Raw genomic sequence first — 25,155 nt, forward strand, 5'->3', positions numbered from 1 at the left:
GCAAGGACCGGCCGCCCGCGCCCTCCGGGCCGTCGCAGGCTCAATTGAATGGCCATTGAATCAACAGGTTAGACAGACGCTTGGGGATGGTGCTAGAGAACGCAGGCGGGCAGCGGGATTTTCGATTCCGAAGGTCGGGAGTTCTGGTCTCTCCGGGCGCGCTCGTTCGGCTTACGGCTATTCGGACATTTCGACATGAGAAAGATCATCCTGACGCTGGCGATCCTGTATCCGGCGGCGGCGCTGGCTCAGGGGACCGCCCCCGCCAATCCCCCGTCTGTCGGCGGCAAACCACTGGTTGTGGTCGGGTCGAAGAAATCAGAGGCGGGTAAGAAGGAAAAGCCTTTGTCCCCCGCCCAGAAGTTGCAGGCCTGCCAGGACATCGACGATGCGACCAAGGAACGCCTGAATTGCTACGACGCCATTTATGCGCCGCAACCCAAGCCGAAGGCGCCGGCGGCGAAGGGCGTCAATGACTGCCGCTTCCTCAAGGAGGAAGACGAGCGGCTGACCTGCTACAACGGTTTTGCGGACAAGATTCCGAAGCTGCCGCGCTAACTAAAGCAGTCGGCGCACCTTACCAGGTGCTGTTCCAACTCGGACCGCCGAAGAAGCCGAAATGCGACTGCTGCGCCACCCGCATTTGCGGCTGCGCGAACTGCATCTGCGGCGCCTGACGGCTCTTGGCGATCTTGCGCTTGCGCTGAACCTGCGGCTCGGGCTTCTTCGCCTCCGCCGGGACGAACTGTGCAAACGTCTCCCGCACACGGGCCTGGGCGGTGGCATCGGCTGAGGCCACGGCAGGCGTCGGCGGCGCAACGGCCTGGGCCGTCACGGTCGGCGGAACAATCGTCGGAAGGCTGGTGTCGTAAACCACCCGCTCCGGCAGCTTCTGGTCGGAGCGAATGCGCACAACGGTCTTGTTGACGGTCTTGTTGACCGAAGGAGCGGCCTGGCTGGCCACGACGGCCTGCTGTGGGATGATCGTATCGATCGCCAACAACAGCGCGAGCAGCACTCCGCCGACAAACAGGAAATAACGCGCTACGGGCATTGGTCTCGCTCCCCCCGCGCGAGTACTGCGCGGTTCAATCGCCTAACGGGCGATACACCAGTTAGTTCCTGGCCCACCGGCAAGGTTCAAAGACGCCGATCACATTTTCGGGTGCGGGACCGCGCGTTTGATCGCGCAGGGTTAAATACGGCTGGCTGTAACCACCGAACATTTCGCCTTATTTGCGTTGACGTTGATGAACCCGACCAGCATGCCGGCGTACCGCTTCCGGCTCTTCATGTTCACGGTATCGGGAATGATACGCCTGCGGTCGGTCAGATGGCTGCCGTCCCGGCGGGCGAACTTGCAGGCGATCTCGATATCCTTCACCGCGTAGTCATTGGCGTTGCGGAGCGTGAAGGTCACCAGCGCCTTCGAGCCGAGCCCGCCCCTTCGCCACGACTGCGAGATAATTTTCAGGCCGTCGAGCGGCGATTGGGGCTCCACCGTTTCGGGCGGCGCGATGTCAGTAGGCGCGGCAGCGGCTGCCGCCGGATTGGCGTCGGGGGAAACGGCTGACGGAGCCGGGCCCGACAAGGTCGCCTGGATCCCGGCCGTGTCGCCGTTGCGGGATGTATCTTGCGTGACGCGGGTAACTTCAGGCGACGTCGCGGTGGAATGACCCTCCGCATCGCTTGCCTGCGGGAGCATCAACCACATGGCGCAGCCAGCGATGGCGATGGCCGGCAGCACGGCGAGCCGTGCTTCGGACCTTCCGAACGACCACCCGGCGATTCTCATAGCCGTGCCCTCACCCGGCAGCACCGGCGATTGCCGTGCCGCGCACGAAAAAAGCCCTACGGGCGTTTTCCCGTACGGCTTCTGTCACGACCGCCGCTGTACGGATCCCGCCGCCCGTCAACAATCACCGAAGGCAGAATTGGTTTCATGCCACCTCGACAATATTGCGGCGGCGGCGCGACCGGGATGGAATTGCGGATGCCCGGCGGCTACATTGGCCGCACCGCAACCGGCCTTGAGCGCCGCAACAACAATAAGGGGGAGACCGAAATGCCGACCGTTACCTGGGATCATGTTCACCTGCGCAGTCCCGATCCCGAAGCGACCGCGGCGTGGCTCGAAGACATTCTGGGTGGCGAGATCGTCCGTGGCCCCGGACGGATCGACGTCAAACTCGGCGGCGCCAATGTGTTCATCGCACCCGTCACCGCCGGCGACGGCGTCAACACCCCGCCGGTGACGCCCTATCAGGGTCTCGACCATTTCGGCCTGACCGTGAAAGACATCGACGCGGTCGCCGCCGAGATCAAGGCCAAGGGCGTCGAGTTCACGAAGGAGCCGACCACCATCCGGCCCGGCGTGCGCATCTGCTTCATCCGCGGGCCGCAGGGCATTTCAGTCGAGCTGCTGGAGCGCGACAAGAAATATGCGTGACGCGCTGACGCTTCCGGACTGTCATCACCCGCGAAGAAGGCGGGTGATCCAGTATTCCAGAGACCTCAGACAGACTGAAAAGCCGCGGCGTACTGGATACTCCGCTTTCGCGGAGTATGACGGTCAGACTCCGACGCGAGCGCGCGAAACGGCGACCGTTACGTCATGCTGCCCGGCATGAAGCAGCGGATGCTCAATCCTTGATAACCGCGCATCGGCCAGACCATGGTTCGGCCTACCCGATTCGGTTCGGTGATCACGGCGTCGTCGGGCACGTCGTGCCACTCGCCGTCGATCCGCACGCGGTAATGCCCGTTGCCGGACTCCCAATCGACGTCGCTCAGCGCATATCCATCGGCGTCGGAACAACACGGTCCCTTCCCGCTCTTCAGGCTGTCGAACCACTGCTTCAGCGGTGAGTTCGCGTAGCGGCCGTCGGGATCGCGGGCCTCGCCGCGATCGGCGGCGAGCGGCAACATCAACAACACGCTGCCGATCATCATCCACTTTTTCCAACGGCCCGCGCGATGACGGCCCGTAGTTTCACTGTTCCCGATCTTTGGGTGCGGCACGTGGCCGCCGGAATTGATCCAGTTGGTCACCTGTTTCTCTTGCTCCAGCACCCGCCGGCCGGTGCCAAATCGAGCTATGCATTTCGCGGGCCAAGTTGAGTCGGCCCACCGTCATCCTCGCATCACGCCGGAGTAGTGCGCACAATGTTTGCTTCCTGAGCGGGAATTAGCAGTCAACCTGACGCGTTGACGGTGCGGGCCACGCTTTGGCATAACTCCTTGACCGGCTTCCGTGGGCGCGGCGGCCGGCATCTGGGACGTCATGAAGAACGGGCTCTATTCGATCCACGTCACCCTGCTGGATGGGCGCACCGGCAAGGGCAGTGGCGTCATTCTGTTCCGGGATGGCCAGATCCTCGGCGGCGACGCCTATCTGTTTTATACCGGCAGCTACACCGTGAAGGGCGACACCTTCAAAGGCGAGGTCCTGGTGCAGCGCCACACCACCCCGCGCGACAATGACAACCCGCTGTTCGGCGGCCCCAATCCGGTCGGCATCGGCGTATCCGGAACCTTCACCGACACCCGCGGCAGCATGAATGGAACCGCGCTGGTCGGCAAAGCGAGCCAGATCTTCGGCGCCACCCTGCACAAGCTGGCGGATATCAATTAGTCGGCCCGCCTATTCGTCGGTGGATTTTCATGCCGTCTTGCGCGGCGCGGCTGTTGCGACATCGCCACTGTTGGGCGTGCCGCTCGGCTCGATCAACAGCAGATGAACCTCTTCCCTCGCAACGGGACGATGTTCCACGCCCTTGGGCACGACATACATTTGCCCCGGCCCGAGCGTGATGGTTCGATCGCGAAGTTGAATATCCAGCCCCCTTAAGGACGAGAAAAAAATCGTCCGTGTCATCGTGCTTGTGCCAGACAAATTCGCCTTCCACTTTCACGACCATCACGTCGCAATTGTTGAACTGCGTCACCGTGCGGGGCGACCAGTGCTCGGAGAATGTGGACAGCTTCTCCGCCAAATCAATTCCGTTGCTCATTTATGGTCCCTGGTTGCTACTCCGCCGCCTGCTCCAGCGGCGCGGTGCGCGGCAGGATCATCTGGATTCGCGTGCCGCCGCCCGGCTGCGAATCGAGATCAAGCCGGCCGCCCAGGCGTGTCGTCACGATGCTGTAGACGATGTGCAGGCCGAGCCCGGTACCGCCCTGATCGCGTCGCGTGGTAAAGAACGGATCGAAGGCGCGGCGGCGGACGTCGAGGCTCATGCCGCATCCATTGTCGGAAAAGATGATCTCGACATTGTCTTTGCCGGACTCCCGAACCTGGATGTCGACCGTGCCGGACTTGCCGTCCGGGAAGGCATGCGCCACCGAATTGAGAAACAGGTTGGTGAGCACCTGTCCGTAGGGTCCGGGATAGCTGTTCATCACCAGATTGGGCTGGCACTCGACGTTGAGCGTCAAATTGTGCTTGCGCAGACCCGGCCGCAGACTCATTACCACTTGCTCGGTGAGATCGCCGAGGTCGAAAGAGCGCTGGTCTGAATAGTTGCGGTCGGCGGCGACCTGCTTGAACGACTGGATCAGCTCGGCGGCGCGGTTGAGGTTGGCGACCAGCTGCGACGACGCATCGCGGCTGGTCTCGAGAAAATCGTTCAGGCTGGAGCGCCGCAGTTCGCCACGGGCGACCTCGGCCGTAAAGTTCGACGTCTTGCGCTCCAGCGCCGACGCAACCGTCAGGCTGATGCCGACGGGGTTGTTGACCTCGTGGGCTACGCCCGCTACCAGCCGTCCCAAGGCGGCGAGCTTTTCAGCTTCGATCAGCGAATTCTGCGTCTCCCGCAGATTACGCAACGCGCCCTCCGCCGCATCCTTGGCCTTGCGCATCTCGGATTCGACGCGCTTGCGCTCGCCGATGTCGAGCGCAACGGTCACGATGTTCTCGATCTCGCCGGCCGCATCGAGGATCGGCAGCTTGTTGACCAGCCATTGCCGCATATGGCCGGACGCATCCTTGTATTCCTCCTCGTAGAAGCCGAGTTCCTTGCCGGCCGCCAGCACCCGCTTGTCGGGCTCGTCGGTCTTTTCGGCGCCGTAGCGCGACATCAGATCTGCCGTGGTGCGGCCGATCGCATCCACCGGCTCGACCCCGAAAATTCCAGCCATATAGCGGTTCATCAGGACGTAGCGGAGCTCCTTGTCCTTGACGTTGATGACCGCAGGCACGGTGTCGATCACCATTTGCAGCAAGCGGCGGCCTTCGGCGATCGCATCCTCGGCGCGCTTCTGGTCGGTAATGTCGCGCACCGTTCCCTCGTAGCGGACGATGACGCCGGCCTCGTTGTGCACGGCGCTCGCGCTGTCGGAGAGCCACAGCACCGAGCCGTTGCGCGTGAGAACCTGGTACTCATACTCACGGATCATGCCGTCGCGCTGCATCAGCCGCTCGTATTCCGCCCGTGCCTCGGGATGGACGTAGACCGTACCCGCGATGTCGCCGATGCCGTTGATCAGGTCCTGCGGCGTGGCATAACCCATCATCCGCGCCAGCGCCGGGTTGGCGTTCAGCAGCGCGCCGCCGGGCGTCGTGACGTAAATTCCGTCGACCGAGGACTCGAACAGCTTGCGGTAACTTTCCTCGGCAAGCCGCTGTTCAGCGAGCGCGCGCACCGCCGCCTCGCGCGCCGCATCGGCATCGACCAGCGTTTGGCGAAACACCTCGGCCGCGCGGGCAATGTCGCCGATCTCGTTGTCCACGTCGGTTGCCGGGATCGAGGCGCTCTTTTCGCCACGGGCCACTGCGCGAATCGAGTTTGCGATCGAGGCGAGCGGGCGCACGGTGCGGCGTACCACCAGCATTGATGCGAAAAGCCCGATCAGAACGCCGGCGGTGCCGAGCACGATGCTCTGCCACTTGGCTTCCGCGAGCGTCCGCGCAAAATCGCGGGCGAGGACACGCCCCCGCCGCTCGCTGACGTCGCGCAACAATTCCGTCACGCGCTGGATCAGGCGGCCCTCCGCGCCTAGTACTTCCCTGTCTATGTCGGATATCTGCCGTTCGCGGATCGATATGTTGACGATCGCCAGCGCATAATCGTCGACTACGGCGCGCAGCTGCGGATCCGCGATCGTCATCGAGCGCATGCTTTCCGCGGCTTGTTCTGCAGCCGAGGGGTTATGCGCCAGCAGCGCCGAGGCGATGCGGCTCTGGGTCTGCAGCAGGGCCATCGCCATCCGGGAATCGGACGCTTCGGCGATCGCCGTATCGAATTTTTCGCGCAAAGGCGGCAACGCGACGATCATTTCGGCGCGGCGGTTGATCAGCGCTGAAATGCGCTCGATGCCGCTGCGGTAGGTCGACAGGCGTTCGGATACGCCGTCGATCATATCCTGCTGCTCGGGAGCGAGTTCCAGCCGCGTCTTCTTCAGGACCTCGCTGAGCGTAGTCGCGGCTTCACCGACCTGGAACGACTGGCTGCCGGGGTCGGTGACAAAATCCCGCGCTGCGAGCCGCAATTCGTTCATGCGGCGGTCGATGTCCTCGGCCAAATCGCCCACGCTCTGCAGCCGCTGCAGCTCGGCAAAGGTCGAATCGATATGGCGGATAGCGATGACGCTGGCGGTCGAGGTGATGATGATCACCGCCAGCACCAGCATGAAACTGCCGAATGTCAGTTGGCCGATCGAAAGCGAGAACGATCGCGGCGGCAGCGAATTCGGCGGCGTTTCAGCGGTCATGTTGGTCGGGGCCGGGCTCCTATCGGGCGCAATATACGATGTATTTCGGGCCGTGGGGAACATGTCGGCCGGTGGTTAATGGCGGTATATAGGCCGATTCCTCGGTCGAACGGGCAGCGGCCCGGTCACGCAGCCCTGTCACACTTGGGTCGCCCCCGGCCTCAGCGCCCTCGCCAGATCCGACGGCATCATGCCGAACATGTCGCGAAATGCGCTGGAAAAATGTGCCGAACTGGCAAAGCCGGCGGCATGGGCCGCTTCCGTAAGCGAAGCGCCCTCGCCGCTGGCGCGAACCGCCGCGCCCATCCGGTTCCAGATGCGGTAGCGCCGCAGCGGCACCCCGGTCTCCGCCTTGAACAGGTGCAAAAACCGCGACGGCGACAGGCCAGCCCGCGCCGCCAAGGCCGTCAGCCGATGGGCGCGCTGTGGTTCATCCCGCAAATGCTGTAGTGCTGCGGCGATGCGCGCGCTGGTTTTCCCGCGCGACCCCACACCCAGCAATTCGCCGAGCGATACGCGTCCATCCTGCGGCGCGATCCGGCTTTCGGCCAGGCCGGTCATGATTTCGACCACACCGGACTCGTCCCTCAGGTCGAAGGCGGCCCGCGGCGTTGTGGTCGTCATCCGCGCGATCAATGCCTTGAGGTCGCGCCCCAACGGATCGACATAGAGGAACGCCATCCGGCCCCGCTCGATGCGCAAATGGTGCAGGCTGTTGGGCAGGATCAGCACGCTGCGGGCTGCGCGATAATGCGTCGTGCGATCCGCCGGATCGTCAGCGACTTCCAGCGGCGCATCGAGGCCGACGGCAAGGACGGCGGTCGCATTCCGGTGCGGCGTCAACCCGAAGGCCGGGCCGAGGTACAGCACCCGTGCGCCCCACCCGATCAGTTTCGCTGCCGTCATTGCGCGCATAGCCAGTTCTTGAAAGCCCCGGATTGTCAGGCGGATCTAACATCTGGAATGGCAACGATCCCCCAGGATTGACAACGATGACAAATAACCGGTCTGAGATCGAGCACCAAACCGCCATTGAGCGCACACGACTAGCCGTTGGCCGCTACGCGAGCGCATGGCTTGCAGGCGATCGCGCAGCGCTTGCCGCCTGTTATCATGACGACTTCACGCTGCATTACTTCGGCCGCAACCCGCTGGCCGGCGACCACGCCGGCAAGGCCGCCGCGCTCGGCATCCTGGCCGAGGTCACGCGTCGCACCAATCGCCGGCTGATCGCCATCGTCGACGTCATGGCTGGGCCAGAGCGCGGCGCGCTGCTGGTGCGCGAGCGTTTCGAGCGTGAAGGCAGGACGGCCGAAGTCGAGCGCCTGCTGGCGTACGCCGTGCGCGACGGACTGCTTTCCGAATGCTGGGTCTATGACCAGGACCAGGCGCAGGTCGACACCTTTCTGACGTGAAGCCCGCTCAGGCAGCCTCCCCGATCGGTCTCGCCTTTCGCGCCGGAATCGTCATCGCGGCGACGCCGACGACGACGCAGGCGAGCCCGATCCAGGCGGTCGAACTCAATTGCTCGCCGAGGAAAACCACGCCCGCCGCGACGCCGATCGGCACGCGCAGATAGGCCTGCGCCGTGGCGCCGATCGATCCCAGGGTCCGGATCAGGCGGAAATAGATCACGAAGGCGAGCGCCGTGGAGAACACCGCAAGCGCTGCCAGCGCCAGCATCGAACTGGTCGACGGCTGCAGCGTCCACGGCCGCTCCAGCGCCAGGCTGACGGGAATCAGGAGCGCCGCGCCGCACAGCAAGGATCCGGCCGCGGGCACCATCGGATCGAGATCCCTGAACCCCCGGCCGAGGATGGCCGCACCTGCGTAAGCGATGGCGGCAAGCACCATCACGATCTGGGCCGTCAGTTCCGCGCCGAAGCCGGACAGCGCCTGCACCCCGACGATCAGGCAGATGCCGGCCATCCCGGCGATGACGCCGAGCAGCTTCCGTGACGTCACCTCCTCATGGCGCCTGATAGCGAGCGTCAGGAAAAACGTGAATATCGGCGCCGTGGAGTTGAGGATGGTTGCCACCCCCGCGTCCAACGCCTGCGCGCCCCAGGCGACCATCGTCCACGGGATGACGCTGTTGAGGCAGGCCTGAAACAGGAAGCGCCGCCAGGTCGTGGCATCCACGGGCATTCTCACGCCGCGCCAGCGCAGGATGATCAGCAGCAGCAATCCGGCAATCAGCGTGCGGCACGCGATCAGGGTGATCGGCGGGATGGTTGCGACGCCGATCCGGATGAAGGTGTAGGACGCGCCCCACAGCGTCGCGAGCGCGAGCAGCAACGCCAGTTCGGTCGCCATGCTGGCGCGTTGAGGATGCGTACCGCCCATGTCCGTGTTTCCCGGTCTCGATGAATGCCGGGACGGACATTACAGCCGGAAGCCCCTCAATACTTCGTTGTACGCCGAAGTGTGGATGCAGCCTTCGCTGCGGCCCGCGTCGGACGCGTCAGCCGACCGAGCCGACCTCGAACACCTCGCCGTCATAGCCGGCTTCGAGGGGAATGCGGAGCTGGCGGCCGCCATTGCTCTTCGTCATGACCGGCGTCACGGTGACGACGGATTTGCCTCTGGAGTCGTCGAGCGCCACCTTCACGCTTTGCTGCTTGCCGAGCTTGATCAGGTTGCGCGTGGTCGGGAATGGCAGCTTGAAGCGCCCGCTCTCGCCGCCCTCCAGCGCCTCGCGCGGCGAGACCCAGATCGAGTCGGTGGATTCCTTGCCGTCATGGGCGCCGACCTGTTCCGGTGGCGCGGCGGCGAGGAAAAACCAGGTGTCGAACCGCTTGGGCATGCCCTCCGGCGTGATCCAGTGCGCGTAAGGAACGAGTTCATCGAGCGCCAGCACCATGGCGTTGTCGGAGAGCACCTTGAGGAAGCTGATCTTGCTGTCGCAGAGGTCGGCGCGATGCGCGGCCTCGATTTCCCTGGCACGTTTGGCATCGACCAGCGTCTTCGAGCCCTTCGGCCGTGCCAGCAGGATGCCGCTCTCCTCGAAGGTCTCGCGGATCGCGGCGATGCGGAAGCTGAGCGTCGCCTCATCGAGCCCCTCGCCGCCCGAATACAGCTCTGATGTCGCGATGATCTCCTTGTCGCCCTTGTCGACGCTGCCGCCGGGAAACACCAGCGCGCCGGAATTAAAATCGATCTCATAGTGGCGAACCATCATGAAGACCTCGATTTCCTTGAGCGCAGCGCTATCGCGCAACAGCAGGATCGTGGATGCGGGACGCGGGGCGATGGTTTCGGCCATTGGACTAACCTGCCGCGCTGGATTGCGGTTGCAGGTTGGCGCGGCGATCGACGCGCGCCACCCGTGACAGCAGATAATCGACTTCGGCCTTTGCGGTGGCCGTGATGGTGGCGCCGGGCTTGCGCTGCGCACTGGACGAGATGATGCCGCGCTTCTGCAGCACGTATTTGCGCACCGACAGGCCCGCGCCGGGCTGCTGCTCGTAGCGGATCAGCGGCAGATGCGCGTCGAACAGATCGTGCGCCGCGTCGCGCTTGCCGGCCTTCGACAGTTTGACGACATCGATCAGGAGTTCGGGGAATGCGTAACCCGTCATGGCGCCGTCGGCGCCGCGCTCCATTTCGAAATCGAGGAACAGTCCGCCATTGCCGACCAGAATGGACAGCGGCCGCAACGAGCCGTCTTTCTGATAGCCGCGCAGCGTGGAAATCTTCTCCAGACCCGGCCAGTCCTCATGCTTGAGCATCACGCAGGACGGCGAGTCCATCACGATCTTGCGGATCACGGCGGGCGTGAAGATGACGTTGAGCGTCAGCGGATAGTCCTGCAGCACCCAGGGAATCTCGTCGCCGATCGCTTCCTGGGCCTGCTTGAAATAGCCCGTGATCTGGTCGTCGGTGCGCAGATGCGGCGGCGGCGCGATCATGACGCCGGCGGCGCCTGCGTCCATCGACGCTTTCGCCAGCGAGCGCATCGAGGCAAAGCCGGGCGCCGAGACGCCGACGATGATCTGCATGTTCTTGGCGCGCTTGACGAAGCGAACCGCCACCTGCTCGGCTTCAGCGGCATCGAGCTTCGGCGCCTCGCCCAAAATGCCGAGCACGGTGACGCCGTCGCAGCCGACTTCGGCGTAGAAGTCGGTCAGCCGGTCGATCGATTTCTCGTCGATGCGGCCGTCATCGTGGAACGGGGTCGGCGCGATCGCAAAAGTGCCTGCGGCCTGAGCGGTCAGTTTCATGGTGGGATCCTCTATCCTCTTTCGTCATTCCGGGGCGCGCGATAGCGCGAACCCGGAATCTCGAGATTCCGGGTTCGATGCTATCGCATCGCCCCGGAACGACATTTACTTGAATCGCCGCGCCGATTTCTTGATCTCCTCCTCGGAGAAGAAGATTTCCTTGGCGTGGGTAACGATATCCTCGGCCTTCCACCCCGTAAACGGCGGCGTCCAGCCTTCCATTTCCATCATCCGCATTTCCCGCACGCCACGCGGGCCGGAAACGCCGAGCACCTTGCCGGTCTGGTCGCCCGACAAATCGCTGACCATGTATAGCACGGCCGGCGCGATGCCGTCCGGGCCGAGCGCCGCGCCGGGGTTCTCCTTATAGCGCGGCAGGTCGGCGGTCATGCGGGTCAGCGCGCCCGGGGCGAGCGTCCAGATCCGGATGTTGTACTTGCGGCCCTCGATCGCCAGCACGTTCGACAGTCCCCAGATACCGCCCTTGGCGGCGCCGTAATTGGTCTGGCCGAAATTGCCGATCAGGCCCGAGGTCGAGGACGTGTTGACGATGACGCCGCCGCCGTTTTCGCGCATCCATTTGAACACCGGCTGGGTGCAGCAGAAGGTGCCTTTGAGGTGCACCTTGATCACCCTGTCCCAGTTGGCTTCCTTGGCTTTTGCAAAAGTCTCGTCGAGGAGGATGCCGGCGTTATTCACCAGAATGTCAGCGCGGCCGAAATTCTTGATGGCGTCCTCGAAGACCGACTGCCCGCCTGCGATGGTCGAGATGTCGGATCCGTTGGCGACGGCACGGCCGCCCTCTTCCTTGATCGCGTTGACCACCTTCTGCGCCATCGACACGTCGGCGCCGGAACCATCGCGGGGACCGCCGAGGTCGTTGACCACGACCGCCGCGCCCTCGCGCGCAAACAGCTTTGCGTAGGCCTCACCGAGCCCGCCGCCCGCACCGGTGATGATCGCGACCTTGCCGTCGAGTAATCCCATGGTGGTTTCTCCCTTTCGGTTTCTTCCTTAACCTCGCCCCGCTTGCGGGGAGAGGTCGGATCGCACTTGCGATCCGGGTGAGGGGGTACAGGTCTATCTAGAAACACCGGACTCGCGGATAGACCCCTCACCCCGACCCTCTCCCCGCAAGAGCGGGGCGAGGGAGTACACCGTCTAACCCAGCACCGTCTTGCCGCTCTTGATCACGGTGACGCCTCTCGACTTCACCTTGGCTTCGAACGAGACGACGTTGCCGTCCTTCCACAATTCCATCGTCACGGTCTCGCCGGGGAAGACCGGTGAGGAAAACCGCGCGACGTGCTGTTTGAAGGCCGACGGATCGTAGTCCGCATAGGTCTGCAGCACGCCGCGGCAGGTGATGCCGTAGGTGCACATGCCGTGCAGGATCGGCTTCGGGAAACCGGCCTTCTTCGCAAACTCCGGATCGGAGTGCAGCGGATTGCGGTCGCCGCAGAGGCGATAGACCAGCGCCTGATCCGGTCGCGTCGTGATGTCGACGATCTTGTCGGGCGCGCGGCTCGGCACCTTGTGCGGTTCAGACTGGCCTTCGGACGGCCCGCCGAATCCGCCATCGCCGCGCGCGAAGCGCGAGGCGACCAGGGTGGCGAGCTTCTCGCCGTTCTCGTCCTTCAGCACGGTCTGGTGGCGGATGACGGCGCCCTTGTCCTTGCCCTTGTCGAAGACGTCGAGCACGGTCGAGTCGGCCGTGATCTTGGCCGCGCCCGGCAGCGGCTTGTGGAAGGTGATGTCGCGCTCGCCGTCGACCACCATCATGCGGTTGAGATTCATCTCGCCGGGGCCCGAACCCCACGCCGCCACCGAGGCGAAGGTCGGCACGACTTTTAGGGGACGCGGGGTGAAGGTGCCTTCGTTGACGTAGGCGAGTTCGTTCTCGTCCATCGGGTCGGCGCCCATGCCGATACCGTAGGCATAAAGCATCACGTCGCGATCGGTATAGGCGTATTTCTGGCCGAGATTTTTCAGGGCCATGAGCTGTTCGTAATTGATCGGCATCGCGGTCGTCCTCTCCCGAATCTTTCTTGTGCCGTTGCAACGCTTTCTTTCGTCACCCCCGCCACCCGGTCCGGCCTTTGGCCGGCCGGATGACAGGCTCCGGCCGGGGGTCCAGTAACCACCGGCGTTTACTGGATCCCCGCCTTCGCGGGGATGACGACTTGTTGTTTGCCGCGCAGCGCGAGCAATTCCGTCAGGCCGCCGTGAAGAACGGCAGTGGAGCGCCGTCGGTTGGCTTGAACACCACCTTCACCTTCTGGCCGATCTTCAGGCTCGTTAGATCGCAGTCGACGATGTTGGTCTGCAGCGACGGGCCTTCCTTCAGCGTGACATAGGCGATCGCGTACGGCCCGGTCGGCGATTTGCGCATCAGGCTGTAGGTGTAGATCGTGGCTTCGCCGGAAGCTTCTTCCCACACCGTCTTGTCGGAGAAGCAGAACGGGCAGACCGAGCGCGGGAAGTAGTGCGGCTCGCCGCAGGCGGTGCAGCGCTTGATCATGAACTTGCCGGCCTTGGCCGCTTCCCAGAACTGCGCGGTCTCCGGATTGGTCACCGGTGCCGGATATTTTTTCACTTCTGCCATCACACACGCTCCAGAATGCAGGTTGAGGCGGCGTGACGCACGCCGAGAAGTCCGCCGGTGCCATGGGCGATGGCGAGGTCGCAATTCGGCACCTGCACCTTCGGATGGGCTTCGCCGCGCAATTGCCTGATAGCCTCGAGAATTTTGGTCATGCCGCCGCGATTAACAGGATGGTTGCTGCAGAGACCGCCGCCATCGGTGTTGAACGGCAGCTTGCCGACGCCGGAAATGAGATTGCCGTCGGCGACGAACTTGCCGCCCTCGCCCTTCTTGCAGAAGCCGAGGTCTTCGAGCTGCATCAAGACCGTGATGGTGAAGCTGTCATAGATCGAGGCGTACTTGATATCCTTTGGCGTGATGCCCGCCTCCTCGAACGCACGCGGGCCGGACCACACGCCCGCGGAATAAGTGAGATCGAGATCCTTTCCGCCGCGCGGGCCCTTCATCGCCTCGCCATGGCCGATCAGCCGCACCAGCGGCTTCTTCAGGCTTTTGGCGATCTCCGGCGTGGTCACGATCAGCGCGCCGCCGCCGTCGGTGACGACGCAGCAATCCATGCGATGCAGCGGGTCCGAGATCATCGGCGAGTTGATGACGTCCTCGACGGTGACGACGTCTTTCAGCATCGCGTGCGGGTTGTACTGGGCGTGATGGGAGGCCGCGACCTTGATCCAGGCGAGCTGTTCGCTTGTCGTGCCGTAGTCGTGCATATGGCGCATGGCACACATGCCGTAAGCATTGTGGGTGGTGGCGCCATAGGCCGCCTCGAAATCTACCTCCGCGCCGGCCGCGCGCGGCGGCATCGGGCCGGTGCGCGGCTTGCCCGCCAGGGTGATCAGCGCGATCGAGCATTTCCCGGCCGCGATTGCCTCAGCGGCGTGACCGACATGGATCAAATAGGAGCAACCACCGGTATCGGTGGAATCCATGTGGCGAACCTTGAGGCCGAGGTAATCGACCATCGGCCAGAGGCCGCCGGGGGCGTCGCCGGCGCAAAAATAGCCGTCGATGTCAGCCTTGGTGAGCCCGGCATCCTCGATCGCCCCCTTGGCGACCTCGGCGTGCAACTGCGCGGTCGATTTGTCGGGTGCGTGCCGGGTGGGATGCTCGTAGATCCCGGCAATGTAGGCTTTTCCCTTGATGGTCAAATCGTTCTCCGTTGGCGTTTCTTCTTCCAGGTTTTTTCTGGCCTGTCGCCGCCCCCTTGGCAAGCGCGGAAATATTCCGCAGAGCGAGACAGTAGCGACTGGACTCAACTCGGGATGATTATCGGCGGAAATCGTATCAGGTCGGGAGAGGCGGATATGCCGGTGCGTTCTCGCGGCGCGACGCGCCCGAGTTGTACCTGGTCGCTTGCCCTCTCTGACATGAGAGGGCGCAGGGAAGACCGGGTGCGCGCTGCACCCGCGGTCTCGTGTGCAATGTGCACAAAGAAGTGCGCACACGAGCATACAGGTCCAGCGGAGAGCATCCGGCCTTCCCTGCGCAATGGTTTGACGGCTTATGGCGCGCTCTTCCCGGAGACGAATTCCTCTTGCCTCCGTCGCTGCCGGATTAGCGGCCGATCGACCCCGGTTGGATTCGATCAGCCTCCGCCAGCTTGACACCAGCCACGGGTGCCAGAACCACACGCTTTTGCCGTACGCAACAACGCCGCTCGCCTTGCGCGGATCGATCGCTCACAGCCCCAAGACAAAGCTTGAGGCCGCCCTGCAATGCCTCGCGCGCGCAACGCCATCGCGTCCACCGCAACCCGCACTCCACGTATCGTGACGACGCGTACGCCCCTCTTCGATGAGGCGGGATGGCGCGAAGATGGAGCTGATTTGGGGGAAACGAGAAGCGGAATATTTTTGCCGCGCACTCTGGACAACCGAAATCACGTTGAAATGGCTGGTGAAATTCGTTTTTGCGCGCAGCGGGTTTTGCGGTATATTGAACGTGCGCCGAGCGCTGACGCCTGCTGATTTGCCCGACAGGCAATCTTTCCGTCATTCCGGGGCGTGCGAAGCACGAGCTATGATGTGCAATTGCACATCAGAGAATCCATTTCACCACAACGCTTGCAGGCCAATGGATTCCGGGCTCGCGCCAAAAGGCGCGCCCCGGAATGACGGAGGGGGAGCAGTCGCAGCCCTAAATCAGTGATGCTTTTCCAGAACAATGATCGATGTGGAGGACGCGCACTTCCACATTGACGCGACATAGCAGTAATTGCCTGGATAGTCGCCGAGGCAGAAGCCATCCGCATCTAGTGCTACCAGTCGACACTTCACCTCGGTTTTCCAGAAGGCAAAGCGATCGCCCTCGGATATCCACCGCAGGGGCTGCCCTGCCTCAGCAACCACGAAACTCGAACCGTCCCGCAGAAGCCGCTTAATATCTGTCTCTCCCAGATTCTCAGCGCGACGTGCATCCAACAGGCCGTCTGCGTTCCAGAGCTCTACGAGCGGCATCTGTGTGACGATCTTTTGGGCCGAGTCCATGCTTTACCTATCCTGAGCGCAGGCGTAACCCACCATCAGGTTTTGGCGGGTTCACTCGAAGATCGCGACGGCGCGGATGGGGCTTGCGGTGCCACCGCGGATCTTGAGTGGAAAGCCGATGAAGCGGAATCGACCGCGTCCCACAAGCTTGTCGAGATTGGCAAGGCATTCCATGTGCGTGATCCCCCGTTCGCCACATGCAAGATGGGCCTGGAAGTTGGGTTCGCCTTCGGCGGGCTGGGCTCACCGCCTCCACACCAAACATGCCGATGCCCCGGTCGGCCAGCCAATGCCCGCTTTCCACCGCGAGACCGGGGAAATCGTGGAGGTAGCCCGGCTTACCCAACAGGCGCTCGTTGGTGGCCATGTGCAGCAGCACGGTGTCGTCGGCGCGGATTTCCTGCCCGGAAGCCGCCAGGGCCGCTTCCATTTCCGGGACCGTCACGGCATGGCGCAACGGTACGTGGGACAGATCAAGACAGATGCCAGACGTATAAAATTTCTCCAGCGGCATCTGATCGATTGAAAGGGCACCGGGACGGCAATCGAAGTGCACCGGCGCATCCACGTGTGTTCCCGCATGATCGCTGAAGGCGATGGACAAAGCTTTGGAGGAAAAGTCCGTGTTTCCCGCGCGCTTCTTCTCGGCGTGGTCGTACCACACGGAGATGATCACGGGAGGGTGGGCGGGATGCGTCTGCGTGCGGTGGAACAGGTCACGGCTCAGATCGATCATTTCCATCGGGTTCCCCTTAGCGGCTCTTGGTCGAGCGTATCCGGCGATGGTGCGAAGGAAGCCCGCATTCTGCGGCCTTTCGCGAGTTGGAAACGGTTTCTGAATTCTCAATCTGGCGGGAAGGCCCGGCAGGGCAAACTTCTCCGACTGACTTTCACAATATTCCGATTTGCTACTCATACAAAGCCCGAGGAGGAAGCCAACCGGCTCCGGGTCAAACGAAGCCAATGACCCAAGCCGGAAATGAAGTCTTACCAAGCTACTCGTGGCTTGGTTGTCCATGGTGTCCCGACAGAAACCGAAGGACTTCCTTTAACTCCGGAATAGGCGGCATCCCCTTCGCTGCGGCTTCCTTGGGACACCATGGGTATGCTTGCAAGTTGGCCTTCGCTATGTCGAAACCTTGTCTGCGACCCTCCGCGAAGCTTTCGGCAATTACCCTCGCAACGATCTGAGCATCGTCGCAAGAGAGCCGTTTGAGGGGCGGCAATGAGCGCACGATCTGACGACCGCGTATCAGGTCTATCTCTGTAACAATGGGCGGTTTGATCGGCATTGCCGCAACTCCAGAACCGCAGAATGCAATAATGCTACCGTGGTTAGGAGGATTTCAGGTATGCGTTTGCGCAGCCGAAGCATCGTTTAGTCCGAGCCTGCTGCATTGCTCGCAGCCGCGAAACGAACAGTCGCCCGTAGGGTGGGCAAAGCGAAGCGTGCCCACCATTCCGGACAACAGCCGTCGAGAGATGGTGGGCACGCTTCGCTTTGCCCACCCTACGCAGCCTACTCCGCCGCGATCTGCCGTGGCGCAGGTGGCGGATTGGCGAGGTCGGCGGCGAGTTGCGTGTAGCGCACCTTTGCGTCCTGCACCGCCTTCTCCTTCACCGGACCGTAGCCGCGGATGCGGTCGGGCAGCGAGAGAATTTCGACTGCGGTATCGTGCGTCACCGGCGACAGCAGACCGAGCACGGTGGCGACGTCCTTCTCGTAGCCTGCGATCAGGTCGCGCTCGAGCTTGCGGTCGGCGCTGTGGCCGAAGATGTCGAACGGCGTGCCGCGCAGGAAGCGCAGTTTTGCAAGTGTCCGGAACACCGGCATCATCCACGCGCCGAATGCGCGCTTCTTCGGGCGGCCGAGCGCATCCTTGCCGCCGCCGAGGATGGGCGGCGCGAGATTGAAGTTGAATTTGAAGTCGCCTTCGAATTGGTCACGGAGTTGCTTTTCGAAGCGGCCATCGGTGAACAGCCGTGCGACTTCGTATTCGTCCTTGTAGGCGAGCAGCTTTGCGTAGTTGACCGCGACTGCGCGCGGCAACGCATCGCCATAGCCGCCATTGGTAGCCGCATCGCGCACTCGCTTCACGAGGCCACGATAGCGGTCGGCGAGCGCGGCATTTTGATAATCGGCGAGGTGCGCGCTGCGGTGGGCGATGACCTCGTCGAGCGACATCGCGTCCAGCGTCTTGGGCGCGACCGTTTCGTCCTGCCCCTTCATCATCGCTTCAAGCCGCGCCGGATCGGCCGCGGCGAGACGGCCGAGCTGGAAGGCCTGCGTGTTCATCTTGATCGAGACGCCGTTGACCTCGATCGCCTGCAGGATAGCCTTTGCCGACAGTGGCAGCAGGCCCTTCTGGTAGGCGTAGCCCAGCATCATGATGTTGGTGGCGATGGAGTCACCCAGCAGCGCTTCGGCGGGCTTGGTGAAGTCGTAGAAAGACGAGTCCTTGCGCAGCTCGGTTTCCAGCACGTGGTTGACCTTGCGGCTCTGGAAATTGAAATCGCGGTTGAGGATGAAGTCGGCGGTGGGAATGACGTGGGTGTTGATGACGCCGACGGTGCGGCTGGCTTCGCAAAGCGTGATGGTGTCCTTGGCGGCAGCCACCACCTCGTCGGCGGCCATCACGAGATCGGCGGTGCCGGTGACGATGCGCGAACAGGTGACGTCGGCGGTATGTTCTGACAGACGAACATGGCTGAGCACCGCGCCGCCCTTTTGTGCCAGGCCGGACATGTCGAGGATCATGCTGGCCTTGCCCTCGATATGCGCGGCCATGCCGAGCAGCGCGCCGATCGTCAGCACGCCGGTGCCGCCGACGCCGCCGACGGCGATGTTGTAGGGCCGCTGCAGCGAGGGGAACGAGGCCGGCTCGGGCAGATCGCCGATGTCGCCGAGGCCGGTGTCGCCAAGGTTTGCCGGCGCGCGGCGGCGCGGCTTGCCGCCGTCGATGGTGACGAAGGACGGGCAGAAGCCCTTCAGACACGAATAGTCCTTGTTGCAGGTCGACTGGTTGATGGTGCGCTTGCGGCCCATCTCGGTTTCCAAAGGCTCGACCGAAATGCAGTTCGACTGCACCGAGCAATCGCCGCAGCCTTCGCACACGGCGGGATTGATCATGACGCGGCGCGCCGGATCTTCCATCAGGCCGCGCTTGCGGCGGCGGCGTTTTTCAGCGGCGCAGGTCTGCACGAAGACGATCGCCGAGGTGCCCTTCAGCGTCCGGCAGGTCCTCTGGACCGCGTCGAGTTCGTCGCGATGCGCAACCTTGACGCCGGGCGCGATGTCGGACGCCGGATAAGCAGCCGGACTTTCAGAGACGAGATAGATGTTGCGGATGCCTTCGGAATGAAGCTGGAAGGTGATCTGCTGCGGCGACAATTCGCCGTCGACATGCTGGCCGCCGGTCATCGCGGTGGCATCGTTGTAGAGGAGCTTGTAGGTAATATTGGCGCCGGAGGCGATCGCCTGGCGGATCGCGAGGCTGCCGGAGTGGAAATAGGTGCCGTCGCCGAGATTGGCGAATACGTGCTCTTCCTTGGTGAACGGTGCGACGCCGACCCACGGCACGCCCTCGCCCCCCATGTGGGTGTAGGTCTCGGTGTTGCGGTCCATCCACAGCGCCATGAAATGACAACCGATGCCCGCGAAGGCGCGGCTGCCCTCGGGCACCTTGGTCGACGAGTTGTGTGGACAGCCTGAGCAGAAATACGGGGTGCGGGTGACGGGGGCGACCGCCTGCATCTGGGTCGCCTGCCGGCCGTTGAACCAGTCGGCCTTGGCGCGGAGCATCGCGGCGATTTCGGGATTGAGATTAAGCCGAAGCAGCCGTTCGGTCAGCGAGCTCGCGAGCGAAGCGACGGAAAGTTCGGCGGCGAAAGTGAGAAAACGCTTGTCGTGATCGTCCATCTTGCCGACGATGCGAGGGCGGACGTCGTCGCGCCAGTTGAACAATTCCTGCTTGACCTGATTTTCGACGATCTCGCGGCGCTCTTCGATGATGAAGATTTCCTCGAGGCCGACGGCGAAATTGCGCACGCCTTCCGGCTCCAGCGGCCAGGGCATGCCGATCTTGTAAAGTCGAAGCCCGATCTTGGCGGCGACTTCCTCGGTGATGCCGAGTTCGCGCAGCGCCTGGCGGATGTCCTCGTAGCTCTTGCCCGATGCCATGATGCCGTAGCGGGCATTCGGCGAATCCATGGTGATGCGGTTGATCTTGTTGGCGCGCGCAAACGCGATCGCCGCATAGCCCTTGTAGTCCTGCAGGCGCAGGTCCTGCGCATAACGATCATCAGGCCAGCGCAGGTTGAGTCCACCCGGCGGCATCTCGAAATCGGTTGGGATCGCGAAGGGGGTCATCTCGTCGGTGAGGTCGATCTCGGCGGTGGTTTCCACCGTCTCGGTGATCACCTTCATGCCGACCCAGCAGCCAGAGTAGCGCGACATTGCGATACCCAAGAGGCCCATCTCGATTATTTCGTGGATGCTGGAGGGATAAAGATAAGGCATCAGCGCGGAGATGAAGGCGTGGTCCGACTGATGCGGGACGGTCGAGGACTTTGCGCCGTGGTCGTCGCCCGCGAGGCAAAGCACGCCGCCATTTTTGGCCGAGCCTGCTGTATTGCCGTGGCGGAAGACGTCGCCGCAGCGGTCGACGCCAGGGCCCTTGCCGTACCAGATGCCGACCGCGCCATCATATTTGGCGCCGGGCGAGAGATTGAGCTGCTGCGAGCCCCAGATCGCGGTGGCCGCGAGGTCCTCGTTCACGCCGGGCTGGAACTTGATGTTGTACTGTTCGAGGTGTTTTCGCGCGGCGAAGAGCTGCTGGTCGTAGCCGCCCAAGGGAGAGCCGCGATAGCCGGAGATGAAGCCGGCGGTGTTCAGCCCCGCGGCACGGTCGCGGCGAATCTGGGCCATCGGCAGGCGGACCAGCGCCTGGATGCCGGTCAGGAAGATGTGGCCGGTACCTTGGGTGTATTTCTGATCGAGACTGATCGGACCCTGGTTGATTCCCATTTAAGCCCTCTTTTGCCTCTTGAGCGTTGATCGAGACGCCGCTTTTTATCTAGGCATCTGAACTTCTTAGAACCAGTCTATGTCGGATTTTCCGAGCCGCGCCACCACAAATCTCGGCCAAAGAGCCGCGCTTTCAAAGATCGCAATTTCGTGCCGGGAATAGCGGCAGCGCTTTTCGGTTTGTGTCGTCCGGGAGCCCCGCCGCGAAACGGCATGACATCCCTCATCGGTCCGCTTTCGCGCTATAACGCCCCAGGAGGCCAGATGGTGCAGGGAAGACGCCGGACCATGCGGACGATTCTCGCTCGCGTGCTTTTGTGCACTGCGCTCGCCATTGGCGAAGTCCACGCCCAGTCGAGGGTCGAGCCGACCGCAGAGGATATCGCGCGCGGCAAGGCGCTGACCGACGCCGGCGACTGTGCAAGCTGCCATACCGCCGATCCCGCAAAACCGTTCGCCGGGGGCAAGCGGATCGATACCCCGTTCGGCGGCATCTATTCGCCCAATCTGACGCCGGACCGCGAGACGGGCTTGGGCGCCTGGAGCGATGACGACTTCTACCGCGCGTTACGGTTCGGGATGGCGCGCGACGGCTCGCGCTATTATCCGGCCTTCCCCTATCCGAACTTCACCAGGCTGACGCGCCAGGACATTTTTGCCATCCGCGCCTATCTGGCGACGCTGACGCCGGTGAGCAATGCGCCGCGCGCGTCCGAGCTGCGCTGGCCGTACAATTATCGCGTCGTCATGCGCGGCTGGAACTGGCTGTTCTTCAAGCCCGGCATTTTGATGCCGGACCAGCAGAAGAGCGCGGAGTGGAATCGCGGGCGCTATCTGGTCGAGGGCGTCAGCCATTGCGGCGCCTGCCATACGCCGAAGAACATGTTTGGCGCCGACAAACGCGGCCAGGCTTACGGCGGCGGGCGGGTCGACGGCATGTTCGCGCCGCGGCTGGACGGCGCCGAGCGCAGCGGCCTGAAATCCTGGAGCGTGGAAGACATCACCGAGTATCTGCAGAGCGGCCGCAACGGCAGGAGCCATGCCGGCGAACTGATGTCGGAGGTCGTGGTCAATTCGACCTCGAAGATGAGCGATGCGGATGTCCGCGCCATCGCGGTCTACCTGAAAGACCTGCCGGCCGGCGCTCCCGAGCCGAAGGTCACCCCGCCTCCGCCGGCGCAAATGGCGGAGGGCGCGAAGCTCTATAATGGCGCCTGCATCGCCTGCCACGAGGACGATGGATCAGGCGCGCCGCGGATCTACCCACCGCTGCCCGGCAACGCCAACCTGCAATCGGCTGACGCCTTGAGCACGCTGCGCATCATCCTGGACGGCGCACAGACCGTGACGACGCCGCGCGCGCCCAACAAGGGATCGATGCCGGCCTATGCCGCAAAGATGACCGACCAGCAGATTGCCGACGTGACGAACTTCATCCGCAACGCCTGGGGCAATGCGGCCCCGCTGGTGACGGCGGATGAAGTCGCGAAGGCGCGAAAGGCAAGATAGCTGCTCAGCGCGGTTCACCATTGAACACGAATTTCGGCATTTCCCATTTGTAGCGGATCGCCAGCAGGCGCAGCGTGAGACCGAGCGCAAAGGTCAGCGCGGTCCAGACCTGGGCATTGAGGTTGAGCCCGAAGGCGGTGGCATAGAACAGTCCGGTCACGACGGAGACGCTGGCGTAGAGTTCAGAGCGAAACAACAGCGGCACGTCGTTGCAAAGAATGTCGCGCAGCACGCCGCCGGCGCAGCCGGTGATCATGCCCGCCACGATCACGATCGGCAGCGAGGCATTCATCTGCCAGGCGACATCGCAGCCGGCCATGGTGAACACGACCAGCCCGATCGCATCGAGCACCAGAAACGCCGTATTGAGCCGGTGCACGTGCCGCGCGATCAGGATGGTGGCGAATGCCGCTACCGCCGTCAGCGCGAGATAGGAAGGGTTCTGCACCCAGACCAGTGGATAGTGTCCTAGCAGCACGTCGCGAATGGTGCCGCCGCCGAGCGCCGTAATGCAGCCGAGCATGCATACGCCAGCCCAGTCCATGCTGCGCCGGCCCGCCGCGAGTGCGGCGGTCATGGCCTGCGCGGTCAGCGCCACATAGGACAGCAAATGCAGAACGGTATCGCCGGGCGGCAGGCTCCACATGACAACCTCGAATCTGGCAACCTCACATTGGGAACTCCAGGGAATCACCGGTTCCAACGCTACGGGGTTGCAACATTGGCGCGGAACATCCGGTCACGCCAACCATTGTCTTGGCGCTTAACTCTGGGATGCTAACGGAGGAACCCATTCATGGCATACCAACCCAATCCGAACGATCCCTACCGCGCCGGCCTGAGCGAAGAAGAAATCCGCCATCAGGCCCGCCTCAACAGTCTGGACAATGAGTTGCAAGCCGATCCCAGCCTCGCCGAGGGTCCTCCCAGTGGCGGCAAGGTCGCCATGTTCGCGGTCGCCATCGCGGTGGTGCTGGGCGCCCTGTTCTATGGCCTCAACAATACGACCGTAAACCAGGCAGGCACCTCGCCGACCAACCAGACCGCACAGACGCAGCCAGCCAACCCTGCGGCGCCTCCGGGCATGCGTGACGTGACGCCCCGCACCAACAACCAGCCGGGCACGACCACGGGCGCGGCGACCAATCGCCCGGCGGCTCCGACTGATTCGAGCACGGACATGAACAAGGCGACTACGCCGCCAGCCGACAACGCGCCGGCCAAGCAGTAACAATCGTCATTTGAAACGGCGCGCAGCGGGCCCATCGGCCCGCTGCTTTTTTTGTGGCGAGTAAATTTTATGTCTAGCTGAACATCTTGTTGAGTTCACCACCGGAATAACCGTTCGCGAATTCGGCGAACGTCCCCTGCTCCGCCATCTCCTTTGATGCCTTCATGAAGCCGGCCCATGCCATCCGCGCCAGCGAGGCGCCGACGCTGATCCGGCGCACGCCGAGATCGGAGGCCGCCTTCAGCGACGGGCCGGCCGCGCCGACCAGGAGATTGACGGGTTTTGGATGCACCGCCTTCACGACAGCCGAAATCTCTTCAGCCGTCGTGATGCCGGGCGCATAGAGGCAATCGGCGCCCGCCTCGGCATAGGCGGTGAGCCGGTCGATCACGAGCGTCAGATCCTTCTGCCCGCGCAAAAACGCCTCGCAGCGGCCGGTGAGCAGGACGCCGCTATTGTCGGCATCGATGGCCTTGCGCGCCGCGCTGATACGATCGACCGCGAGCGCACGATCGAACAGGGGTTTTGCGTTGTCGCCGGTAAAATCCTCGATCGAAAGGCCGGCCACGCCGGTCTTGACGGCGCGCGTGACATTGACGCCGACCTTGTCCGGCTCGTGCGCAAAGCCGTCCTCGAAATCGGCATTAACGGGAATATCGACCGCCGCGCAGATCGCGGTGAGATGGTCGCAGACGTCGTCGACGGTGACGCGGTTGTCGGCCTTGCCAATCGTCCAGGCAAAGCCCGCACTCGTCGAAGCCAGCGCCTTGAAGCCGAGATGCTGCAAGGCTACCGCGCTGCCGACATCAAAGGGATTGGGGATGATGAAGCACCCGCTCTCGTGCAATTTCCTGAATGCGGCGCGTTTGTCAGCAGGTGTCAGCATGGGTCGCTCCCCTCAATGTTGTTTGCGCCGCGTACATAGGTGTGCAACGCCCGTTCTGCCAGACGCCTCACGCCACGACCTTGCGCAGGAACGTCCGCTCCTCAGTGAGGATGAACTTGTTCTTCTCGGCGAAATTGAAATTGGCCATGCCTTCGCTGTCGGCGCGCAACCGCGCGCGGTAGCTTTCATAGGCGGCGAGGCTCTCGAACGAGATCAGCGCAAACGCGATGTTGTTGGTGCCTTCGTGCGGCATCCAGTAGCCGATGAGGTCGCCGCCGCATTTCGGGATGATGGTGAGCCAGTTTTTTGAGTACTGCTCGAACTGAGCGCGCTTGAACGGATCGAGCTGGTAGCGGATGAAAACGGTGATGGTCATTGAGATTCTCCAATACTTCTGCACCGTCATTACCTGCGACAAACGCGAAGCGTTTGCGCAAGGAAGCGAAGCGACGAAGCAATCCATTCCTCCGCTTGCGGC

24 protein-coding genes and 1 pseudogene are annotated in these 25,155 nt (G+C 63.2%); 6 read left to right on the forward strand and 19 right to left on the reverse strand.

Going from position 1 to position 25,155, the window contains the following annotated elements; translation table 11 throughout:
• Positions 1-195: 195 nt before the first annotated feature.
• Positions 196-558: a hypothetical protein gene (locus IVB05_RS28205; RefSeq protein ID WP_247779211.1), complete on the forward strand. Its 363-nt coding sequence runs from the start codon at positions 196-198 to the stop codon at positions 556-558.
• 19 nt (positions 559-577) lie between these two features.
• Here the strand turns inward: IVB05_RS28205 and IVB05_RS28210 are convergent, their stop codons facing one another.
• Together IVB05_RS28210 and IVB05_RS28215 are read right to left on the reverse strand one after the other, a co-directional pair.
• Positions 578-1,054 (reverse strand): hypothetical protein, encoded by a 477-nt coding sequence (locus tag IVB05_RS28210; RefSeq protein ID WP_247779212.1) that lies wholly within the window; start codon positions 1,052-1,054, stop codon positions 578-580.
• Positions 1,055-1,195: 141 nt separating this feature from the next.
• Positions 1,196-1,747: a hypothetical protein gene (locus IVB05_RS28215; protein WP_346771789.1), complete on the reverse strand. Its 552-nt coding sequence runs from the start codon at positions 1,745-1,747 to the stop codon at positions 1,196-1,198.
• 318 nt (positions 1,748-2,065) lie between these two features.
• Between IVB05_RS28215 and IVB05_RS28220 the strand changes: the two genes are divergently transcribed.
• On the forward strand, positions 2,066-2,449 hold the full coding sequence (locus IVB05_RS28220) for a VOC family protein (RefSeq protein ID WP_247787033.1): 384 nt from the start codon (positions 2,066-2,068) through the stop codon (positions 2,447-2,449).
• Positions 2,450-2,607: 158 nt separating this feature from the next.
• Here the strand turns inward: IVB05_RS28220 and IVB05_RS28225 are convergent, their stop codons facing one another.
• Complete coding sequence (locus IVB05_RS28225) at positions 2,608-2,952, reverse strand: hypothetical protein (RefSeq protein WP_247787035.1); 345 nt, start codon at positions 2,950-2,952, stop codon at positions 2,608-2,610.
• Positions 2,953-3,283: 331 nt separating this feature from the next.
• Between IVB05_RS28225 and IVB05_RS28230 the strand changes: the two genes are divergently transcribed.
• A complete protein-coding gene (locus tag IVB05_RS28230) occupies positions 3,284-3,634 on the forward strand; it encodes a GrlR family regulatory protein (RefSeq protein ID WP_057838711.1) in 351 nt (116 codons plus the stop codon).
• Positions 3,635-3,661: 27 nt separating this feature from the next.
• Here the strand turns inward: IVB05_RS28230 and IVB05_RS28235 are convergent.
• The 3 genes and pseudogenes from IVB05_RS28235 to IVB05_RS28245 form a co-directional block, all read right to left on the reverse strand.
• Positions 3,662-4,013 (reverse strand): annotated as a pseudogene (locus IVB05_RS28235) (cupin domain-containing protein).
• A gap of 16 nt (positions 4,014-4,029) precedes the next feature.
• On the reverse strand, positions 4,030-6,711 hold the full coding sequence (locus IVB05_RS28240) for a PAS domain S-box protein (RefSeq protein WP_247779213.1): 2,682 nt from the start codon (positions 6,709-6,711) through the stop codon (positions 4,030-4,032).
• A 138-nt stretch (positions 6,712-6,849) separates the two neighbouring features.
• The gene (locus IVB05_RS28245; protein WP_247779214.1) at positions 6,850-7,617 is read right to left on the reverse strand and encodes an AraC family transcriptional regulator; all 768 of its coding nucleotides are present in this window, start codon (positions 7,615-7,617) and stop codon (positions 6,850-6,852) included.
• 86 nt (positions 7,618-7,703) lie between these two features.
• Here IVB05_RS28245 and IVB05_RS28250 point away from each other — a divergent pair, with 86 nt between their 5' ends.
• Complete coding sequence (locus IVB05_RS28250) at positions 7,704-8,126, forward strand: nuclear transport factor 2 family protein (RefSeq protein WP_247779215.1); 423 nt, start codon at positions 7,704-7,706, stop codon at positions 8,124-8,126.
• A gap of 7 nt (positions 8,127-8,133) precedes the next feature.
• Here IVB05_RS28250 and IVB05_RS28255 read toward each other — a convergent pair whose 3' ends face one another.
• From IVB05_RS28255 to IVB05_RS28300, 10 genes are all read right to left on the reverse strand, one after another.
• Positions 8,134-9,057, reverse strand: coding sequence for an EamA family transporter (locus tag IVB05_RS28255; RefSeq protein ID WP_247779216.1), 924 nt, complete (start codon positions 9,055-9,057; stop codon positions 8,134-8,136).
• 118 nt (positions 9,058-9,175) lie between these two features.
• Complete coding sequence (locus tag IVB05_RS28260; protein WP_247779217.1) at positions 9,176-9,976, reverse strand: NUDIX hydrolase; 801 nt, start codon at positions 9,974-9,976, stop codon at positions 9,176-9,178.
• A gap of 4 nt (positions 9,977-9,980) precedes the next feature.
• On the reverse strand, positions 9,981-10,934 hold the full coding sequence (locus IVB05_RS28265) for a dihydrodipicolinate synthase family protein (protein ID WP_247779218.1): 954 nt from the start codon (positions 10,932-10,934) through the stop codon (positions 9,981-9,983).
• A 105-nt stretch (positions 10,935-11,039) separates the two neighbouring features.
• Positions 11,040-11,921, reverse strand: coding sequence for an SDR family oxidoreductase (locus IVB05_RS28270; RefSeq protein ID WP_247779219.1), 882 nt, complete (start codon positions 11,919-11,921; stop codon positions 11,040-11,042).
• A 174-nt stretch (positions 11,922-12,095) separates the two neighbouring features.
• Positions 12,096-12,956, reverse strand: coding sequence for a MaoC/PaaZ C-terminal domain-containing protein (locus IVB05_RS28275; RefSeq protein WP_247779220.1), 861 nt, complete (start codon positions 12,954-12,956; stop codon positions 12,096-12,098).
• Between the two features lie 193 nt (positions 12,957-13,149).
• Positions 13,150-13,539 (reverse strand): OB-fold domain-containing protein, encoded by a 390-nt coding sequence (locus IVB05_RS28280; protein ID WP_247779221.1) that lies wholly within the window; start codon positions 13,537-13,539, stop codon positions 13,150-13,152.
• The gene (locus IVB05_RS28285) at positions 13,539-14,687 is read right to left on the reverse strand and encodes a thiolase domain-containing protein (protein WP_247779222.1); all 1,149 of its coding nucleotides are present in this window, start codon (positions 14,685-14,687) and stop codon (positions 13,539-13,541) included. The genes IVB05_RS28280 and IVB05_RS28285 overlap by 1 nt, the downstream gene beginning before the upstream one ends.
• A 993-nt stretch (positions 14,688-15,680) precedes the next feature.
• Positions 15,681-16,025, reverse strand: a complete 345-nt coding sequence (locus IVB05_RS28290) for a hypothetical protein (RefSeq protein WP_247779223.1) — start codon at positions 16,023-16,025, stop codon at positions 15,681-15,683.
• Between the two features lie 7 nt (positions 16,026-16,032).
• Entirely contained in the window at positions 16,033-16,767 is a 735-nt protein-coding gene (locus IVB05_RS28295; protein WP_247779224.1) for a cyclase family protein, read from the reverse strand.
• 777 nt (positions 16,768-17,544) lie between these two features.
• Positions 17,545-21,051 carry an indolepyruvate ferredoxin oxidoreductase family protein gene (locus IVB05_RS28300; RefSeq protein WP_247779225.1) on the reverse strand — a complete coding sequence of 1,169 codons (3,507 nt, stop codon included), beginning with the start codon at positions 21,049-21,051 and terminating at the stop codon, positions 17,545-17,547.
• Positions 21,052-21,339: 288 nt separating this feature from the next.
• Between IVB05_RS28300 and IVB05_RS28305 the strand changes: the two genes are divergently transcribed.
• Entirely contained in the window at positions 21,340-22,560 is a 1,221-nt protein-coding gene (locus IVB05_RS28305; protein WP_247779226.1) for a c-type cytochrome, read from the forward strand.
• Positions 22,561-22,564: 4 nt separating this feature from the next.
• Here the strand turns inward: IVB05_RS28305 and IVB05_RS28310 are convergent, their stop codons facing one another.
• Positions 22,565-23,206, reverse strand: coding sequence for a trimeric intracellular cation channel family protein (locus tag IVB05_RS28310; protein WP_247779227.1), 642 nt, complete (start codon positions 23,204-23,206; stop codon positions 22,565-22,567).
• 150 nt (positions 23,207-23,356) lie between these two features.
• Here IVB05_RS28310 and IVB05_RS28315 point away from each other — a divergent pair, with 150 nt between their 5' ends.
• Complete coding sequence (locus tag IVB05_RS28315) at positions 23,357-23,791, forward strand: hypothetical protein (protein WP_247779228.1); 435 nt, start codon at positions 23,357-23,359, stop codon at positions 23,789-23,791.
• 73 nt (positions 23,792-23,864) lie between these two features.
• Here IVB05_RS28315 and IVB05_RS28320 read toward each other — a convergent pair whose 3' ends face one another.
• Positions 23,865-24,677: an isocitrate lyase/phosphoenolpyruvate mutase family protein gene (locus IVB05_RS28320; RefSeq protein ID WP_247779229.1), complete on the reverse strand. Its 813-nt coding sequence runs from the start codon at positions 24,675-24,677 to the stop codon at positions 23,865-23,867.
• Between the two features lie 67 nt (positions 24,678-24,744).
• On the reverse strand, positions 24,745-25,053 hold the full coding sequence (locus tag IVB05_RS28325; protein ID WP_247779230.1) for an NIPSNAP family protein: 309 nt from the start codon (positions 25,051-25,053) through the stop codon (positions 24,745-24,747).
• Positions 25,054-25,155 lie beyond the last annotated feature (102 nt).

The sequence above is a fragment of the Bradyrhizobium sp. 170 genome, assembly GCF_023101085.1.
Lineage (GTDB): Bacteria > Pseudomonadota > Alphaproteobacteria > Rhizobiales > Xanthobacteraceae > Bradyrhizobium.